The sequence below is a fragment of the Streptomyces sp. NPDC002643 genome (assembly GCF_053592555.1).
In genome coordinates this window covers 104,234-122,066 of sequence record NZ_JBSFVY010000027.1, presented here as the reverse complement: position 1 = coordinate 122,066, position 17,833 = coordinate 104,234, and the positions used below count along the sequence as shown (strand labels likewise).

17 protein-coding genes are annotated in these 17,833 nt (G+C 66.7%); 12 read left to right on the top strand and 5 right to left on the bottom strand.

The annotated features are described in order from the left end of the window. The first annotated feature begins 10 nt into the window (after positions 1-10). The 5 genes from ACWD4G_RS33580 to ACWD4G_RS33560 all read left to right on the top strand — a co-directional run bounded on the left by ACWD4G_RS33580 (position 11) and on the right by ACWD4G_RS33560 (position 7,400). The gene (locus tag ACWD4G_RS33580) at positions 11-691 is read left to right on the top strand and encodes a hypothetical protein (protein WP_451300198.1); all 681 of its coding nucleotides are present in this window, start codon (positions 11-13) and stop codon (positions 689-691) included. Next, positions 688-1,341, top strand: coding sequence for a hypothetical protein (locus ACWD4G_RS33575; protein WP_451300196.1), 654 nt, complete (start codon positions 688-690; stop codon positions 1,339-1,341). Before ACWD4G_RS33580 ends, ACWD4G_RS33575 begins: the two co-directional genes overlap by 4 nt. After that, positions 1,338-6,080: a putative T7SS-secreted protein gene (locus tag ACWD4G_RS33570; RefSeq protein WP_451300194.1), complete on the top strand. Its 4,743-nt coding sequence runs from the start codon at positions 1,338-1,340 to the stop codon at positions 6,078-6,080. The genes ACWD4G_RS33575 and ACWD4G_RS33570 overlap by 4 nt, the downstream gene beginning before the upstream one ends. 8 nt (positions 6,081-6,088) lie before the next feature. Next, on the top strand, positions 6,089-6,505 hold the full coding sequence (locus ACWD4G_RS33565; RefSeq protein ID WP_451300192.1) for a hypothetical protein: 417 nt from the start codon (positions 6,089-6,091) through the stop codon (positions 6,503-6,505). Positions 6,506-7,061: 556 nt separating this feature from the next. Then, positions 7,062-7,400 (top strand): hypothetical protein, encoded by a 339-nt coding sequence (locus tag ACWD4G_RS33560; protein WP_451300190.1) that lies wholly within the window; start codon positions 7,062-7,064, stop codon positions 7,398-7,400. Positions 7,401-7,430: 30 nt separating this feature from the next. Here the strand turns inward: ACWD4G_RS33560 and ACWD4G_RS33555 are convergent, their stop codons facing one another. Beyond that, the gene (locus tag ACWD4G_RS33555) at positions 7,431-7,820 is read right to left on the bottom strand and encodes an ATP-binding protein (protein WP_451300188.1); all 390 of its coding nucleotides are present in this window, start codon (positions 7,818-7,820) and stop codon (positions 7,431-7,433) included. 214 nt (positions 7,821-8,034) lie between these two features. On the opposite strand from ACWD4G_RS33555, the gene ACWD4G_RS33550 reads away from it, so the two are divergent. From ACWD4G_RS33550 to ACWD4G_RS33540, 3 genes are all read left to right on the top strand, one after another. Then, a complete protein-coding gene (locus tag ACWD4G_RS33550; protein WP_451300186.1) occupies positions 8,035-8,886 on the top strand; it encodes a helix-turn-helix domain-containing protein in 852 nt (283 codons plus the stop codon). 10 nt (positions 8,887-8,896) lie between these two features. After that, positions 8,897-9,088, top strand: coding sequence for a hypothetical protein (locus ACWD4G_RS33545; protein WP_451300184.1), 192 nt, complete (start codon positions 8,897-8,899; stop codon positions 9,086-9,088). Positions 9,089-9,361: 273 nt separating this feature from the next. After that, positions 9,362-9,706 (top strand): transposase, encoded by a 345-nt coding sequence (locus ACWD4G_RS33540; protein ID WP_451300236.1) that lies wholly within the window; start codon positions 9,362-9,364, stop codon positions 9,704-9,706. Between the two features lie 208 nt (positions 9,707-9,914). Here the strand turns inward: ACWD4G_RS33540 and ACWD4G_RS33535 are convergent, their stop codons facing one another. Together ACWD4G_RS33535 and ACWD4G_RS33530 are read right to left on the bottom strand one after the other, a co-directional pair. Further along, positions 9,915-11,279, bottom strand: coding sequence for an MFS transporter (locus tag ACWD4G_RS33535; RefSeq protein WP_451300234.1), 1,365 nt, complete (start codon positions 11,277-11,279; stop codon positions 9,915-9,917). A gap of 87 nt (positions 11,280-11,366) precedes the next feature. Beyond that, complete coding sequence (locus ACWD4G_RS33530; protein ID WP_451300182.1) at positions 11,367-11,918, bottom strand: hypothetical protein; 552 nt, start codon at positions 11,916-11,918, stop codon at positions 11,367-11,369. An 813-nt stretch (positions 11,919-12,731) separates the two neighbouring features. Here ACWD4G_RS33530 and ACWD4G_RS33525 point away from each other — a divergent pair. After that, the gene (locus ACWD4G_RS33525) at positions 12,732-13,583 is read left to right on the top strand and encodes a hypothetical protein (protein WP_451300180.1); all 852 of its coding nucleotides are present in this window, start codon (positions 12,732-12,734) and stop codon (positions 13,581-13,583) included. A gap of 25 nt (positions 13,584-13,608) precedes the next feature. Here ACWD4G_RS33525 and ACWD4G_RS33520 read toward each other — a convergent pair whose 3' ends face one another. Then, the gene (locus ACWD4G_RS33520; protein ID WP_451300178.1) at positions 13,609-13,869 is read right to left on the bottom strand and encodes a hypothetical protein; all 261 of its coding nucleotides are present in this window, start codon (positions 13,867-13,869) and stop codon (positions 13,609-13,611) included. Here ACWD4G_RS33520 and ACWD4G_RS33515 point away from each other — a divergent pair. The 3 genes from ACWD4G_RS33515 (at position 13,858) to ACWD4G_RS33505 (ending at position 16,397) form a co-directional block, all read left to right on the top strand. Continuing rightward, on the top strand, positions 13,858-14,310 hold the full coding sequence (locus tag ACWD4G_RS33515; RefSeq protein WP_451300176.1) for a hypothetical protein: 453 nt from the start codon (positions 13,858-13,860) through the stop codon (positions 14,308-14,310). The two genes, ACWD4G_RS33520 and ACWD4G_RS33515, sit on opposite strands and share 12 nt — an antisense overlap. A 113-nt stretch (positions 14,311-14,423) precedes the next feature. Beyond that, on the top strand, positions 14,424-14,933 hold the full coding sequence (locus ACWD4G_RS33510; protein WP_451300174.1) for a SigE family RNA polymerase sigma factor: 510 nt from the start codon (positions 14,424-14,426) through the stop codon (positions 14,931-14,933). An 81-nt stretch (positions 14,934-15,014) separates the two neighbouring features. After that, complete coding sequence (locus ACWD4G_RS33505) at positions 15,015-16,397, top strand: hypothetical protein (protein WP_451300172.1); 1,383 nt, start codon at positions 15,015-15,017, stop codon at positions 16,395-16,397. On the opposite strand, the gene ACWD4G_RS33500 is transcribed toward ACWD4G_RS33505, so the two are convergent. Further along, the gene (locus ACWD4G_RS33500; RefSeq protein ID WP_451300171.1) at positions 16,394-17,782 is read right to left on the bottom strand and encodes an Nramp family divalent metal transporter; all 1,389 of its coding nucleotides are present in this window, start codon (positions 17,780-17,782) and stop codon (positions 16,394-16,396) included. The two genes, ACWD4G_RS33505 and ACWD4G_RS33500, sit on opposite strands and share 4 nt — an antisense overlap. Positions 17,783-17,833 lie beyond the last annotated feature (51 nt).

Genomic DNA, 17,833 nt, shown 5'->3' with positions numbered 1-17,833 from the left:
GATCGCACGCATGTCTGATCAAGGGGCGGGCGACGGACCGATGGACGGTGTCGCACCGAGGTCGAGGCTCTCGGACTACGTGGAGATGGCCTCCCGGCAGGAAAAGAGCCCACCGGCCGTGGCCACCGTCCCGGAGGAGACCGCCGCCCTCCCGTACGGCGCTGCCGCGGCGCCGCCCGAAGGGCGCCCCACTCCTTCAGACGCCACTCCTCCCGAGACCACTCCTCCCCAGAGCACTCCTCCTGAGACCACCCCCGAGGAGGCGGCCCTGATCAGGCGTCGTCGGCGTGAGGGTGCGGCTGTGTTGGGTGAGTTCCGTCGTACGGCGGTGTTGTTGCCCCTCGGTGAGGACGGCTCCCCGCTGACCGTCGACTTCGGTGGTATCCGCTGGATTCTCGCGTTCTCGGACGAGGTGGCGTTGGCGCGGTTCGCCATCGCAAGGGGTGAAGGGTCGCGGGAGTGGTCCTACGAGCGGGTGCTGGGTGCGCGGTTGCTGGATGTGGCGATTCCGGTGATGGCGGTCGCGGCGGGGGCGGTGCCGTACGGGGTGGCGTTGGACGCGGGGGGTCCTGAGGGCGAGGGTGCGTTGTTCCCGCCGGTGCGGGGCATCGTGCCGGACGCGGCGGCGGTGGACGTTGATGCGGACGTGGATGCGGAGTCGGTGGACGTGAACGCGGAGTCGGTGCGGTGAGCGACGGCGGCAACGGTCCCGGTGGTGGTGGCGGTGAGGCGGCCGGTCTGGTCCCCGGTGATGTCGCGGGTGCCAAAGACCTGCAGTACCAGGGCCTGGCGGAGATAGCGCAGGGCATCGACCTGGCCCTGGACGAGCTGGGTGAGCTGGGCATGATCGGCGAGGCGAGCGCGGGCCGGGGTTTTGCGGATCTGGCCCTGTCGGGCCTGGAGTTGGGCCATGAGGGGCTGACATCGGCGCTCGGCTCGTTCTGCGAGCGCTGGGAGTGGGGTGTGCGCACCCTGGTCCTGGAGGGCAACAGGTTCGCGGAGGGTGTGGGGCTGGCGGCGGGGACGATGCACGAGACGGACCAGTACATCGAGGGTGCGCTGAAGGTCAGCGCGAACGCGGTGATGGGCAATCCGCACCTGTCCGAGGACCAGGTCACGCAGATGTCCTGGGACGAGATCGGCGACAACCACATGTTCGCCGGCGCGGACTGGAGCGGGGAGTCGTTCCAGCGGGCCCAGGACGACGTCGAGCAGATCTGGGACGACGCCGGACGTGAGATCGACACATCCCCCTTCCTCGACGGACAGCAGCCGGACGGGGACGGGCAGCGGCCGGACGGGGAGGGGCGGCAGCCCGGTGACGGGGGCGCGGGCCGATGAGCGACTGGAGTCTGAAGGGCCTCGCCGACCGTGCCGGGGATGCCGCCAACACGGTCGTCGGCAAGGGCGAGGAACTCTGGGACGACGGCAAGAAGCTCGTGGGCGAGGGCATCGACGCGGGCACCGACTACGCCGGCGAGAAGCTGAAGGACTTCGGCCTCGAAGGGCTGGGCGAGAAGGTCCAGGACACCGGGGACGGCTGGGCCTCGTCCCTGGGCGCCACCCCCGGCGAACAGCAACTCGGCCAGAGCACCGAGGCGAACGAACTCGTCCACGGCAGCCCCGCCCGTATCCGGGAGTCCGCCGCACACCTGAAGGACTTCAACACGGCGTTCGACAAGGTCGCCGACGGCATGGCCAAACTGGACTCCTCACAGTGGAAGGGCGAGGCCGCCGAGACGTTCCGCGAGAAGTTCGGCGTGCACCCCAAGAGGTGGCGGCACGCGGCCGACGCCTGCGACAACGCCGCGAAAGCGCTGGACGCGTACGCGGACACCGTCACATGGGCCCAGGGCCAGGCCCAGGACGCCATCAACACCTACAGAGAAGGCCAGGCAAGGGCCAAAGCGGCCTGGGACACCTACGCCACCGAGGCCGGCATCTACAACGCCAAACTGAAGGCGAACCAGGACCCCGGCCCCACACCACAGGAGCCCGTCGACCCCGGCAAGACGGACCTCGACCACGCCCACGAGATCCTCAAAGAAGCCCGCCGCCAACGCAACGAAGCCGCCCGCACAGCCGCCACCACCATCAAAACAGCCCTGGCCCACGCCCCCGCCGAACCACCCCCCGCCCTCCGCCTGGTCACCAACTTCGCCGACCAGGGCGCGGCAGCGAGCACCGAACTCCTCCACATCGCGGGCGGCGCCGTCAAAGGCACCGCCGGCCTGGTCACCTTCGCCCGCAAGATGACCTTCTACGACCCCTACAACCTCGCCCACCCCGCCGAGTACTACAAGAACGTCAACATGACCCTCGCGGGCGTGACCACCACCATCACCCACCCCGACCGAGCCCTCAAAGACGCCTGGGAAACCTTCAAGAAGGACCCCTCCGAGTTCGGGGGCCGCGCACTCCCCGAAGTCTTCGGCACCAAGGGCATGGGCCTGGGCCGAGGGGGTATACGGGGCGCGGCCAAGAACGCGTTGGACGACGTGGCCGAGTCGGGTGCGGCCCAGCGACGGCTGAGGGACACCGTCGACGAAGCGCCCCACGAGCACGACAACCCGAACCAGAAGGTCGAGAAGGACCCGACCGACCCCGTCGACCTGACCACGGGCAAGATGTATCTGCCACAGACGGACGCGGCCCTGCCCGGAGCGCTCCCCCTCACCTTCAAGCGGCGGGTGGAGTCGGGCTATCACTTCGGCCGTTGGTTCGGCCCGTCCTGGTCCTCCACCGTCGACCAGCGCCTGGAGATCGACTCCGAGGGCGTCGTCTTCGTCACCGAGGACGGACTGCTCCTCGCCTACCCCCACCCCGCCCCGGGCGTCCCCACCCTCCCCAGCCACGGCCCGCGCTGGCCCCTGGACCGCGAGGACGGCGGCTACACCGTCACCGACCCCCGCACCCACCGCGTCTGGCACTTCACCGACCGAAGCGAAGAACTGGCCGTCCTCGAACAGATCGACGACCGCAACGGCAACTGGATCACCTTCGAGTACGACACCGAAGGCACCCCGCTGGGCATCGCCTCCAGCGCGGGCCACCACATACGCATCACGACGGACACGGGCCGCATCACCGCCCTCCATCTCGCCGCCACCGGCGAGGAGCTGAAACGCTACGCCTACACGGACGGCAACCTCACCGAGGTCATCAACTCCTCGGGCCTGCCCCTGCGCTTCACGTACGACGAGTCGGCCCGCGTCACCTCCTGGACCGACACCAACGACCGCTCGTACACCTACGAGTACGACGACCGGGACCGCTGTATCGCCGAGGGCGGCACACACGGCCACATGACGCTCCGCTTCACCTACGGCGAGCCGGACCCGGCGACAGGCCACCGCACGACGACCACGACCACCAGCGAAGGCCACACCCGCCACTTCGTCATCAACGAGGCCTGCCAGGTCGTCACCGAGATCGACCCCCTCGGCGCGGCCACCCACTTCGAACGCGACCGCTACCACCGCCTCCTCTCCCGCACCGACCCACTCGGCCGCCGGACCTCATTCCGCTATGACACAGCGGGCAACCTGACCTCCGTCACCCGCCCCGACGGACGCGAGGCGAAGGCGGAGTACAACGACCTGGGCCTCCCCCTGAAGGTGGTGAACCCCGACGGCACGGTGGTCCGCCAGACCTACGACGCCCGAGGCAACCGCACCTCACTGACCACCCCCACAGGCCACACCACCCACTTCACCTACAACGAGTCGGGCCACCTGACGAGGGCAACGGACCCCCTCGGCAACACGACGACCCTCGACTGCGACCGATCCGGCCTCCCCCTACGCATCACGGACCCGACCGGCGCGCAGACCACCTACACCCGCGACCCCTTCGGCAGACCGACGACGATCACAGACCCGACGGGCGCCACAACCCACCTGGAATGGACCCCGGAAGGCCACCTCACCCGCCGCACGGCCCCCGACGGCACAACGGAGTCGTGGACGTACGACGGCGAGGGCAACTGCACCACCCACACCGACCCGATGGGGGCCGTCTCCCACTTCGAGTACACCCACTTCGACCTCCTCTCCGCCCGCACGGGCCCGGACGGCGTCCGCTACGAGTTCGACCACGACACAGAACTCCGCCTGACCCGGGTGACGAACCCGCAGGGCCTGACCTGGGACTACGAGTACGACCCGGCGGGCCACCTGGCCTCGGAAACGGACTTCGACGACCGCACCCTCACCTACACGCACGACGAGGCGGGCCGCCTGACGTCCCGCACGAACGCGCTGGGCGAGGTGGTGTCGTTCGAGCGGAACGCGCTCGGCCAGGTGACCCGCAAAGACGCGGCGGGCAAGGCAACGACGTACGCGTACGACTTGACAGACCAGTTGGCCCAGGCGACGGGCGCGGACACGACCCTGACGATCCTCCGGGACCGCTACGGCCGAGTCCGCTCGGAAACGGTCAACGGCCGCGAACTGACGTACGCGTACGACGAGTTCGGCCGCAGAACGAGCCGTACGACCCCGACGGGCGCGACGACGACGTGGACGTACGACGCGACCGGCCGCCGCACAGGAATGACTGCCTCCGGCCGCACAATCGACTTCACGTACGACGAGGCAGGCCGAGAACTGACCCGCCGCATAGGCGAGACGGTCACCCTGGAGCACGCGTACGACGCCGTGGGCCGAGTCCTGGAGCAATCGGTACGGGCGCCCGGCGGCCACTCGATCCAACACCGCGCCTACACCTACCGCCCCGACGGCAACCTGATCGGCATCGACGACCAGCTCTTGGGCACGCGGAGTTTCGACGTCGACGCGGCGGGCCGCGTAACGGCAGTCCACGCGCCGAACTGGACGGAAACCTACGCCTACGACGAGGCCGGCAACCAGACCGCAGCCGCTTGGCCCTCGTCCCACCCAGGCCAGGAGGCGGTGGGCGAGCGCGCGTACACAGGCACCCGCATCACCCACGCAGGCAAGGTCCGCTACGAACACGACACGTTGGGCCGCATCACCCTCCGCCAAAAGCCCCGCCTCTCCCGCAAGCCGGACACCTGGCACTACGTATGGGACACCGAGGACCGCCTAACGGCAGTCACAACCCCAGACGGCACCCACTGGGGCTACACCTACGACCCCATGGGCCGCCGCACAGCCAAACTCCGCCTGGCGGACGACGGCGAAACAGTCGTCGAACGCGTGCTCTTCACCTGGGACGGCACAACCCTCTGCGAACAAACGACAACGTCCCCGTCCCTCCCAAACCCGGTGACCCTGACGTGGGACCACCGGGGCCTGCACCCCATCGCCCAAACAGAACGCATCACCGCCGCCGACGCCCCACAAGAGGAAATCGACTCCCGCTTCTTCACCATCGTCACAGACTTGGTCGGCACACCCAGCGAACTCGTAGACGAACAGGGCGAAATCGCCTGGCGTACACGAAGCACAATATGGGGGGCAACAGCCTGGGCGTCAAAGAGCCCCGCATACACACCCCTGCGCTTCCCAGGCCAGTACTACGACCCCGAAACGGGCCTCCACTACAACTACCTGCGCCACTACGACCCCGAGACGGCCCGCTACCTCACACCTGATCCGCTCGGCATCACTCCCGCCCCCAACCCAACTGCGTACGTCCACAACCCTCACACCTGGTCCGACCCTCTGGGGTTGGCCCCCTGTCGACGCCCGCAAGAACGACCCACAACAGACCAAAAAGCGGACGGTAATACCTGGACTTCAGATCTGAGCCACGTAACAGGAAAGACAGCTCAAGCAAGAAATCGAGCCATAGCTGCGATCATCAATGAAGACTTCCCGGACCTCAATTTCACACACGAGCCACAATACAGCCCATGGGCAAGCACTGGAATCGCGAAACCAAATGAAGGAAGTCAAATCGGCTGGAAGTCGTTTGTAAGTAGAGAAGAATTGCGTGACAGCCTGATCCACGAAGAGTTGCACCATAGGTGGTATTCTCGCGGAATCCCTCCGGGAACCCATCACCCTCGCGACGGATCCGGCACCTCCGAACTATTCTATGAGATAATTAGGCGATACAAGACGATGAGAGGCTGGAATGCTCCAGAGGAATAGGAGTTAGCATGACCGAACAAGCCGCAAAACTTACCGCCGAGTGCCCGCAATGCCAGAAAAGGATCGAAGGTTGGGCCGTTCAAATGATCCGCAATCAGCGACTTCACTGGGAAGTCGAGTGGGCTTGCGATACGTGCGGAAACTGGCATGACGGAGACTGGGGAATAGCTCCCGACTATGTTCGCGACGCCCTCTTGAAAGATCACGGTTTTTACCGCGCAAGAGTCACGGCAGCCAATCCCGCCAAGGGTAAGGTATTGAAGGCTTTCCGTGACGCGCTAGGAGCGTCGCTCAGCGATGCGAAAAATTGGGCACAGGAGGCTGTCGGCGAAGGATTCCGAGGCACATACATAGAAGCATCACTGATCAGCAAACTCCTTCAAATGCACGGGATTGAATCGAGCGTCATTCCGGAACGTCCGTAGTACAGGGTGCGACTCGGCATCTTCCCTCGCAGGCTCGCACTGGGTTCCAGCCGAACCTCACCGCTCCTCCGTGCACACCTGAGAGACTCCAAGAACGCCCGAAAGTTGCACGCTTGTAGCGCATCACGACTTGGACGTCGCAGAGGTTCACTGGTAGTACATGCAAGAGTTCACACGGGAGCAAGAGCGCCAACTCGTCGCCGGACCCAGGTGCACCGAGGATCCAACCGAGCGGACATGCCCCGCGTGCGGGGCACAGGCTGTCCGCATGTACATTTCTCGATTCTCCACCGAAAGCCGGGCATCACGCATCATCTATGCATGGTGTGCTTCCTGTAGACGATTCAAAGGGTGGACAGGTCCGGATACTGACGGCTTGCAATTCGGTGACCCCTTGGAAAGTCTTTCGAAAGAAGAGCGGACAGCACTACGGAAAGACTTTAACGCATTCTTGTGACACTTGGACAACCTATGGGAAACCGGCGAAATTCCGCAGAAATTTAGTCGGCAACCCTTGCTATACCGGGTGTCAACTCAACTGAATCGATAATGAACCATGGACCAGAGTAGACTAAGCACACTCGTAGCCTCCGCAGCCGATTCGGGGGTTTACAATGCAGCCATCGTGAATCGCCTTTCGATGGTCGAGACTATCGAGGCAGGGGAAGTGCAGAAAGACGGCCTTCTGCACACATATCGCCGCAGACTCAGGAGATCCGCGAACAATCCTGAACTGTACCGCGAAACGGAATCCCTCGTCTCCTTCTTGGAGGAATTCCCCGACGAGCGCCTCACCATGATAAGCGTCGGACTCGTCGGGGGTGGATACGAACTCTTCCTTGGAGACTCCGCCGCAACCAAAATCCTTTATTGGATGCGAATGTTCTCCCGATAGTTTTATGCGAGGTGGGAGTCCGACACGCGGTCAGGCACCGCCAGTCGACAACTGGAACCACACCACCTTCCAGCCGCGCTTTCGCCAGTCTCCAGTGACGCGGTAGCGGCCCCAGAGGTCGGCGAGGGATTCGACGAGGTACAGGCCTCGGCCGAAGTTCTGGTCCGGGGTGGTGGGGAGCGGGTCGGGGAGTTCGGGGTGGTTGTCCAGGACGGCGACGTGGACGTGGTCGGGGCGAGCCCGGAGGGTGAGGGTGATGAGGCTGCTGGAGTGCTTCATCGCGTTCGAGAGCAACTCCGAGGCCAGGAGTTCCGCCGTGTCGGCGAGGTCCGGCGGGCAGGGCCGACCGAGAGTGCCGTGCGGATCGCGTGACGGCCGACGGCGGGGGTTCGGGGGTCGTTCGGCAGCTCCAGTTGGCACTGGAAGGCGCGGCGGGTCTTCGTGGCAGAGGGGCCAGGCGGCGGGACAGGGCAGGCGGCCGGGATCGCTTCGGGCATGAGGGTTCCCCTCGAGGGCGCGACTGCTGTGTGTAGCTTGTGCATTACCAAATGTAAGGAATGCAGGGTTATGTTGCCCTCAACTTAGGGAAACACAAGCACCACTCAGAGTGGCGCTGGCTTCGAGGAGGAACGGCATGGCCGCGAGGACGTCACCGACGGAGCGGCAGAAGAGGCTCGGGGCGGAGGTACGGAGGATGCGCACCGCTGCCGGCATGACCGGGGAGTACGCCGCCGGGCTGCTCGGTGTGGACCGGGGCAAGATCTCCAACATCGAGTCGGGCACACGCGCCATCAGTGCCGAGCGGCTGCGTACGTTGGCCTGCGACTGCGACTGCGACGACGAGGCGTACATCAGCGCCCTGGTCGCGATGACCCAAACCTCCGAGCGGGGCTGGTGGGAGAGGTACCGTGGCAGTCTTCCTGCCGGACTCCTCGACATCGCCGAGTTGGAACACCACGCCGTACGAATCCGGAGCGTTCACCTGATCCACATGCCAGGGCTCCTACAGTCGAGTGACCACGCCCAAGCCGTCTTCAAGGCCGCGCTGCCGGAGCTGCCCGAGCATGAGATCGCCCTGCGGCTCGCGCACCGCCTGGAGCGTCAGCGGGTCCTGCAGAACGACCAACCCACCGAGTATGTGGGGATACTTCACGAGGCGGCACTTCGCATGCGGTTCGGCGGACGCAAGGTCGCACGGGGACAGCTCGATCATCTGCTCGCCGTGTCAGATTGGGCCAACATGTCGCTACGGGTATTCCCGTTCGAGGCAGGTTCGTTCCCTGGGGCGGGGCAGACCGTGATCTACATGGAGGGCCCGGTGCCACAGCTCGACACCGTGCAGATTGACAGTACCCACGGGCCGGAATTCCTGTACCAGGAAGCCCAGTTGTCCAAGTATCGGACCCAACTGGACTGGATGGAGGAGCGCGCGCTTTCACCCGAGAAATCGCGCGCCTTCATCCAGGGCATCGCCCGCCAACTCTGAGGAGACGACCATGGCCGACATCACGTGGGAAGACCCCTTCTGCGCCGAGGGATCGGCCTGCTTCCGCCTCGGCACCGACGCCTCCGGCAACGCCTACATCGCCATAGCCGGTGCCGAGGACGACCACCTCACCGACACCCGCGAAGCGCTGCGCACGCTCATCCTCGACATCAAGGCCGGCAAGGTGGATCACCTGCTCTGAGCTTGACTCTGTCGGGGATCTTGGAGTTCTCCGGTGCGGCAACCTGGTCGACGGGGAGGATTGGGGAGTTCCGCAGACCGTTGCGGCTGTCGAGGTGCCCGTGGTCCCTTCGCCCCCGTTCCGGTGAGCACGTTCCGCCTCTGACCCCGCGCGGGTCGCGCGGGCGAGCAACCCGGGTGGCACGACGGCGATATGGGTGCGGGACCAGCTGGATGGGCTGCGGCGCGACGAGGACTTCGCGGACTGGTACCCCAGTGACGGACGTCCGGGGCTCTGCAACTCCGCGTCCGCGCCGAGCAGCAGACGCCCGAGTGGAAGCCCCGATACGCGGTCCGCTCCGGGGTGGAGGGCACGGTCAACGAGTTCGCCCACGGGCACGGCATGCGGCGCTGCCGCTACCGAGGACAGGGAAAGGTCCACGTCCAGCACGTGTTGACGGCCATCGCCGTCAACATCGAGCGCCTCAGCGGACGGTCACCGGCTGAGGAAGCCCCCACCCCGCCGGCCGACTGCCTTCCAGAACTACCTCGACCAGCGCGAAATCCTTCGCTCGAAGTCCTGGCGAATCCTGGGCAGTTGACTTCGCCGGCACCAAGATCCCCGACAGAGTCAAGCTGAGGTCTGCCACTTGCCGCTCGCCTGGCGGCGTCGGTGGATGCGCAAGGCCAGCCGTGCTTGTGGGAAGGCGGTCCTGCCCGGGTTCGCTCCGGAAACTCGGGCAAGCTCGTATGAGCGTTCGCTTACGTGGGAGAGAAAGAGTGCCATGTCGCCATGCGGACAGGATCTTCCCAGTGACCAGCCCTACTTGCGTCCTGGACCGGGGGTGTTACCCCGGTGTCGCAGCGGTGGGCGGTGGGGCGGGCCCGCGACCGGTTGGTGTTCCGTCGTCGGCCGGCAGTTCGCGGGTGCCGGCCCGGGCGAGGATGATGCCGATGCCGGCAGCGGAGGCGGCGGCGATGAGGCCACCGGACAGCAGGCTGACGCGCGCGCCGTGGGCGTCGGTGACCCAGCCGATGATGGGTCCGCTGATAGGGGTTCCACCGACGAACACCATCGTGAACAGGCTCATGACGCGTCCGCGCAGGGCAGGCTCGGCGGCGAGCTGGATGCTGGCGTTCGCCGTGGTGTTGAAGGTCAGCCCCAACGCGCCCAGCGGCGCGAGCAGCAGCACGAAGAGCCAGTACCAGGGCGAGAGCGCGGCCGCGACTTCCAGCATGCCGAAGCCGATGGCGGATCCGGTCAGCAACCATGCCCCGACGACGCCGCGGCGAGCGGCGAGCAGGGCGCCGGTCAACGAGCCGATGGCCATGAAGGAGTTGAAGAGGCCGTAGGCACTGGCGTCACCGTGCCAGACGGTGAGGGCGAAGGCGGAGAGCCAGACGGGAAAGTTGAAGGCGAAGGTGCCGATGAACCCGACGAGGGTGATCGGCCAGATCAATCCGGGGTGCCTTGCGACATAGCTCAGACCTTCACGCAGCTGGCCCTTGGCGCGCGGTACGCGCTCGACGGCGTGCAGTTCCGAAGTTCGCATCAGGAGCAGTCCGGTGACGGGAGCGCCATAGGACAGGGCGTTGAAGAGGAGCGCCCAGCCGCTGCCGACGGTAGTGATCAGCAAGCCCGCGACTGCCGGGCCGATCAGCCGTGTGCTCTGGAGGCTGGCGGAATTCAGTGCCACTGCGTTGCGGACGTCGGCGGGGCCGACCAACTCGGCGACGAAGGCATGGCGGGCCGGGTTGCAGACGGCGGCGGCCATGCCGGAGAGGAAGGCAATGGTGTAGACGTGCCAGACCTGCACATGGCCGGTGAGCGTGAGCACGGCGAGCGGGAGGCCGAACAGCCCCATCGCGGATTGCGCGGCCAGCAGTAGCTTTCGCCTGGAGTAGCGGTCGGCGATGACACCGCCGTAGAGCCCGACGAGCAGCACGGGCAGGAACTGCATCGCGGTCGTGATCCCGACCGCGAAGGAGGAGCCGGTGAGACTGAGCACGAGCCAGTCCTGGGCGATCCGGGAGAACCACGTCCCGGTGTTGGAGACAACCGCGCCTGCCGCGTACAGGCGGTAGTTGCGTATCTTCAGTGAGCTGAAGGTGTCACGCCTGCGGGTGGGGGCAGCGCCGGAAGGAGGGGAAGGCTGGGGTACGGCGTCTGGTGCTGCTGCCGAACTCAATCGTGGTTCGCCCCCTCGGCGGATACTTCGCCACCCGCGCGCCCTGTTCCATGTCCCCGCACCATCCGGCGCCGCCCGCGTACGCCACCGTCATGCTCACCCTGAAGTGGTCTACACGGCTGCGGGGTCGGTCGTCCCGGCGGGAGTCACGCCCATCCGCGTGTCGTAGGGCGAGAACGACCAGCGCCACACACTTCGCATGTAGTCGTCCGTGTATTTCTCGTGGTAGGTGTCGAACCATTTGACGAGTGTCTCCTCACCGAGGAGTTCATACACAAGCTCGTACTGCCTGGTGAACACATCACGATTTTCCTGCATGACCATCTCCGGGTTGCGTTCATACCTGGCGAGGGTCTCGTCGTAGATCCGCTTGGGCGTTGGCACATGGTGCATATACCGGCCGAAGTAGCGGAGGCAGAATTCGTGGTACTCGTTGGTGAAGAGGATGAACGTGTGCCACATTTCATCGATCATCTTCGTCGACTGGCTGAACCCCAGGAAGACCTTTCCAAGGTTTTCCTCGGTGTAGGCGCACAGCCACAACCACTTCTTCATATCCTCGAAGAGCTCTTCGGCGTCTGCCATCGGGATATCCCAAGTTTCCAAGAAGCGATGCACTACGTCGTCGTTCTTGAACGTTTCCAACTCCGCGAGCGTCTTCATGGTATGCGTCTCCAGATGTCGTGGATCCTGCTTATCGAACCGGCGCCGGGCCTCCTGCGCGGGTGGTTCAGTGCCAACGCAGGAGGCCCGGCCTAGAAGACCGATGAAGATCTTGCTCTGGCTACCCGGCTCACCCTGGATTGCCGGTAAATGTCGATCGCCATGAATCGGTGCGAGCCGGGCGTGATTTCAAGATCTTCAGGACGCTCCTAGAGCAACCGTCAGAGCTCGTCGTAGCTGCAGCAGTAGGTGACGTTCACGACGTTCTTCTTGATGAGTTCCTCGATGAGCTTCGCCTTCATTTCCTGCTCCTTAACGATCCTGTTTGTGCGTCACCCGTCTCGGTGACGTCTGGATCATCGTGCGCCGAGAGCCCGCCTCCGGGTACCTGAAACGTTATAGGTTGCACGGCGAGATCCTGGGCGAGTTGCCGGTCAGGGTGCTGATGGCAAGTTCAATGCGCTGTCCCGTGTCTGCTGTCGCGCTTCCCCCATCCCTGCCGTGCTGGAGAAGCTGGGTCCGCTGGATGCGGGCCGGAATTCCTGTACCAGGAAGCCCAGTTGTCCAAGTATCGAACCCGACTGGACTGGATGGAGCGCATCGCCCTGTCGCCCCAAGCGTCCCTCGACTTCGTCCACGGCATCGCCAACCGCCTCTGAGGAGACGCCCGATGAACGGTACGACGATCACCTGGGAAGAACCCTTCTGCGGTGAGGGCAACTCATGCTTCCGCCTCACCTGCTCTGAGGTGTTGAGGCGTTCCGAGGAGTGACCGTGGTCTGGCCGTGCGGGCCTTTGCAGTAGCGTGCTGACGTGTCCATACCCCCTCAGCCCCAGCCTCCGTACGGCCCGCCGCCCCACGCCGCCGCCCCTCACGGTCAGCCGTACCCGGCTCCGCAGGCCTCGTACGGCCAGCAGCCGTACCCGCCGCAACAGCAGCCCTACTACGGTCAGCCGCCCGCCTCGCCCTACGGCGCTCCGCACCCCTCGTATCCCCACCCCGCCACCTGGGCTCCGCCTCCCAAGAAGAAGAGCGGTGTGGGGCTCGCCCTCGGGATCGTGGGCGGGATCGTCGGGCTGGTCGTGATCGGCACTCTGGGTATCAGTGCCGGCAGCCTGCGGGAAGCCGGGACACCGTTCCCGGCCGCCGAGTACGAGTTGGTGCTGTCGCAGACGCTCCTCGACGGCGAGTACGAGTTGGCCCAGGACCTCGGGGATTCCGGGGGCGACGAGGCGGCCGAGCAACTGAATGACGCCTCGTACGCCCGTGATGTCGAGGGGATCTCCGGAATGTATGGCGCCGGAGGCGACGTGGCCGAGGGGCAGTTGACGATTTCCGGAGCGTACGGGCGGTTCAAGAGGGCCGACGCAAACCGTGACTCCGTACTCAGAGGCGCCGCCACCGCCGACGGCTTCACCGTCGTCCAGGAGCCCACGGACTTCGAGCCGGCCGGCTCGGACGTGACCGTCACCTGCCAGGTGCTCCTCATGACCGAGGAGGAGGTTACGCTCCCGATGTGCGCCTGGGCCGATGGCAACACCATGGCCATGGTCGCCGAGGTCACCCCCGAGATCTCCGCCCGGGAACCCGAGGAAGTGGACATGGCCGCCTTCGCCGACCGGACCGTCCTGGTCCGCTCCGAGATCAGACAGGCGATCGGCTGACCGCCTCATCCGAGGCCCCTTCGGATCACCCCATCGGGCGGTAGTAACCCAGTACATGGGCCAGGTGGGGGAACCACTGCTGGAGGCGGGTTCGGGGCTTCGCCTCCACCACGCACTCGTAGAAGCTGCCGTCCGCGTGGATCACCGCGACCATGAGGGACTTGCCGTTGGGGCTCGCCTTGTAGTGGACGCTGCGGATCTCCGGCCAGGGGAATTCGATCGCGATGCCGTGGTCCTCGAAGGCGACGCCGGATGCGTCGATGACGATCGAGTTGTGGCGGTCCACCGCCAGGAACTCCGGGCCCTGGACCTGCCCTTGGCCAGGGCCCTGCGGCGGCACACCACCCGCCGCGTACGGCATCCCCGCCGGGGGGTACGGCTGCGGGGCGGCGTACGGCTGCTGCTGCGGCGGCGGAGCGTACGGCTGAGGCTGCTGCGGCGGCTGTGGCGGCATGTGCGGCTGCGGCTGTCCGTACGAGTTCGGGGGCTGCCCGTACGGCTGCGGCTGCGGTTGCGGCTGCTGCTGCGGTGGGGCGGGTGGGGGCGTGCTCGGGGGCGCGTACGGCTGGGGCGGGGGGCCGAAGCCCTGGCCGTTCTCCGGTGGAGTCGCCTGTTGGGCCTGTTGGGCCTGCTGGCTCTGTCGGTCCTGCTGGCCCTGCTGATCCCCGTCGCCCATCGTCCTCTTGGTCCCCTTCACCCTGTTCGTCCATCCGAAGCATCGGTGTGACCCGTGCCGCCCGCACCGTATCTCCCGCGTCCATGAAACATTCCCCGGGGGCCACCGCGTCAATGGAGTGACAAGCCATGGCCGGGCGACGCAGCACCCAGGGGGAACCGCAGATGAGACAAGTCCGCGCGGACGAGTATCAGGAGTTCGCGGCGGCGCGGGCGGGACACCTGTACCGGTCCGCGTGTCTGCTCACCGGTGGGGACACCCATCTCGCCGAGGATCTGGTGCAGGAGACGCTCGGGCGGTTGTACGTGAAATGGGGGCGCGTGCGGCGGGTCGACAATCCCGCCGGGTACGCGCAGACCGTGCTCACCCGTACGTTCCTCGCGCATCAGCGGCGGCGCAGTAGCAAGGAGCGGGCGACCGATTCGTTTCCCGACGTGCCCGCCGCGCCCGGCTCCGACGCCTCCCTTCGGCTCACCCTCGTCCAGGCGCTCGCCCAGCTGCCGCCCAAGGACCGGGCCGTTGTCGTCCTGCGGTACTGGGAGGACCGGTCCATCGAGGAGACCGCCGCCGCCATGAACGCCAGTTCGGCGGCCGTACGGACCCGTTGCGTACGCGCCCTCGCCCGGCTCCGGGTGCTTCTCGGGGACGGCATCGGCGAGTACGTCACACCATGAGGCCGGCACCACGGCCCCCGTACGCCCGCACCAACACCCGCACCACCACCTCGCACCCACACCCAGAAACGGCGGTTCACCATGCCCCAGGAACAGCACGATGACCCTTTCGAGGGCAGGCTCGGCGACGCCCTGCGGCGGGCCGGGGGCGCCTTCGAGGCCGATGGGCACGCCCTGGTCGGCGGGGGTGCCGTACGGGGACGGAGGATGTTGTTCCGGCGGCGGGCCGCCCTGGTGGGTTCAGTGGCCGGGGTCGCGCTCGCCGGGGTGGGCGGGGCCGCCCTGGTCCTGCCGGGCGGCGCCGGGGCCGATGACGGTCGGAAGCAGTCCGTCGCGGCCGAGCCCACCGGCTCCGGCACCCCCACTTCGAGCAGCTCCGGTGACGGCGTCCGCGCAGTCTCCGGTGACGAACTCGTCCAGCGGCTCAAGGAGTTGTTGCCGGAGGGGAAGTTCAGCGGGGAGTCCTCGCGCGGCACGGGCGACGCGCTCGGGCCGTACGCGCATGTCGTGTACGACGACGGCGAGGGCGGGGCCGCCGTGGAGGTCGGGCTCGGGTGGATCGAGGGCGGCAGCGACGGCGAGAACGGCCGACAGCTCACCACCTGCCCGGACAAGACCTTCGTCGAGTTCGACTCCTGCGAGGAGAGCACCCTGTCGGACGGTTCACGGCTGCTGCTCTACAAGGGGTACGAGTACCCGGACCGACGGGTGGACACCAAGCACTGGTACGCGCGGTTGGTCACTCCGGACGGGTACAACGTCAGCGTCCTGGAGTGGAACGCCGAGGCCCAGAAGGACGCGCCGGTCACCCGGGACGAACCCCCGCTGTCCACCGAGCAGTTGAAGGAGGTCGCCCTCGCCACGACCTGGCGTGACGCCATCGACTCCATCCCTGAGGAGGGGGCGGAGGAGGACGACGGGGCGGCGGGGAAGGAGGAGTCGTCGACCGTGCGGCCCGGCGACGGCTCCCCTGACTCCCCCGGCTCCGGCGGCTCCGGTGACTCCCAGGGGTCCGCCTCCGTCGATCCCCCGATGGTCTCCGGTGACATCATCCAGAAGACCCTTCTGGAGTTGCTGCCCGACGGGGTCGATGTCGTCACGAAGGGCGGCCAGGAGACCGACTTCGCGTACGTCGTCCTCGACGACGGCAAGGGGAAGAGCCTGGTGCAGATCAATGTGCAGCCGGGGATGGGGGACGTGGCCGGCGAGTTGTTCGGCGCCGGCGCCGAGACCCTGCCGGACGGGACCAAGGTCGCCTCGCGGCAGGGGCCCGGTGAGAAGGGGGGCGCGGGCGTCGTCATGTGGACCGTGGACACCCTGCGCACCGACGGGCTACGGGTCGTCGTCAGCGCCTTCAACTCCGGCGCCCAGCACACCGCCGCGACCCGTGACACCCCCGTACTCACCATGGAGCAGTTGAAGGCCGTCGCCACGAGCGAGAAGTGGGCGGAGGCCCAGCTCTAGAAGAAGTCCGCCCACGGCTGGTCCCACACCTGCTTCACCGCCAGGATCAGGAACAGCAGGCCCGCGATCGCCAGCATCGTGTTGCTGAGCGGGCCGTTGCGCCACTCGCGCGGGGTGCGGGCGGAGTTGAGGAGCCAGAGGAGGGTGCCGGCGAGGAAGGGGAGGAAGGCGGCGCCCAGGACGCCGTAGATGATGATCAGGCGGAAGGGCTGGCCCTGGAAGAGCAGGACCATGGGCGGGAAGGTCAGCCAGAGCAGATACACGCGGAACGGCCAGGAGCGCTCGCGCGCACCGGAGGCGACGGCCTCCCCGGAAGCTCCGGTCTCCCCCGCCGTCCCCTCGCCGGTGGCGGCCGCCTTGCCCGTCGCCTGCGCGCCCTGCTGCCGGTAGCGCGCCACGAAGTCCGCGAACATCAGGCTCACTCCGTGCCAGACGCCGATGAGCGAGGTGTACGAGGTGGCGAAGAAGCCGATCAGGAAGAACTTGGCGGTGGCCGAGCCGTACTCGTCCGCCAGGATGTCGCCGAGCTGGATGAGACCCTTGTCGCCGCTCGCGATGGCGATGTTCGCGGAGTGCAGCAGTTCGGCGCCGACGAAGAGCATCGCGATCACGAAGATGCCGGTGGTGATGTACGCGACCCGGTTGTCGAGGCGCATGACCTTCATCCAGCCGGTGTCGGTCCAGCCCTTGGCGTTGACCCAGTAGCCGTACGCGGCCAGGGTGATCGTGCCGCCGACGCCGCCGATCAGACCGAGGGTGTTGAGGATGGAGTCCTTCTCGTCGGGGAGGACGGGGAGCAGACCCGCGAAGGCGTCCGGGAGGTTCGGGGTGACGCGGATCGCCAGATAGACCGTCACCACGAACATGACGCCCACCAGGACGGTCATGACCTTCTCGAAGACGGCGTACTTGTTGAACCAGACGAAGACGAGGCCGGAGAGTCCGCAGAGGATGGCCCACCATTCGAGGTCCATCACGTCCGGGAACAGCGCGTGGAGGGGGAGCGCGCTGGAGGACATCGCGGCGGCGCCGTAGACGAAGCCCCAGATCACGACGTACGCGACGAAGAACCAGGTCGTCCAGCGGCCGAGGCTCGCCCAGCCGTCGAAGAGCGTGCGGCCGGTGGACAGATGCCAGCGGCCGGCCGCCTCGGCGAGGGAGATCTTGACGAGACAGCCGAGGACGGCGGCCCACAGGAGGGTGTAGCCGAAATTGCTGCCGGCGATGAGGGTGGCCACGAGGTCGCCCGCGCCGACACCGGTCGCGGCGACGACGATGCCCGGGCCGATGTACTTCCAGCTGGCCTTGCGAGGGGCCGAAGTCACCGCCCCGGTGGGGGTGTTGCCCGTGGTGCCGTCCGTGGTGCCGTCCGTGGTGTCCGCCATGCCGATCAAGTAAGCGCAAAGCGGGGGGCGGCACAAGAGGGCGTGGTGTGA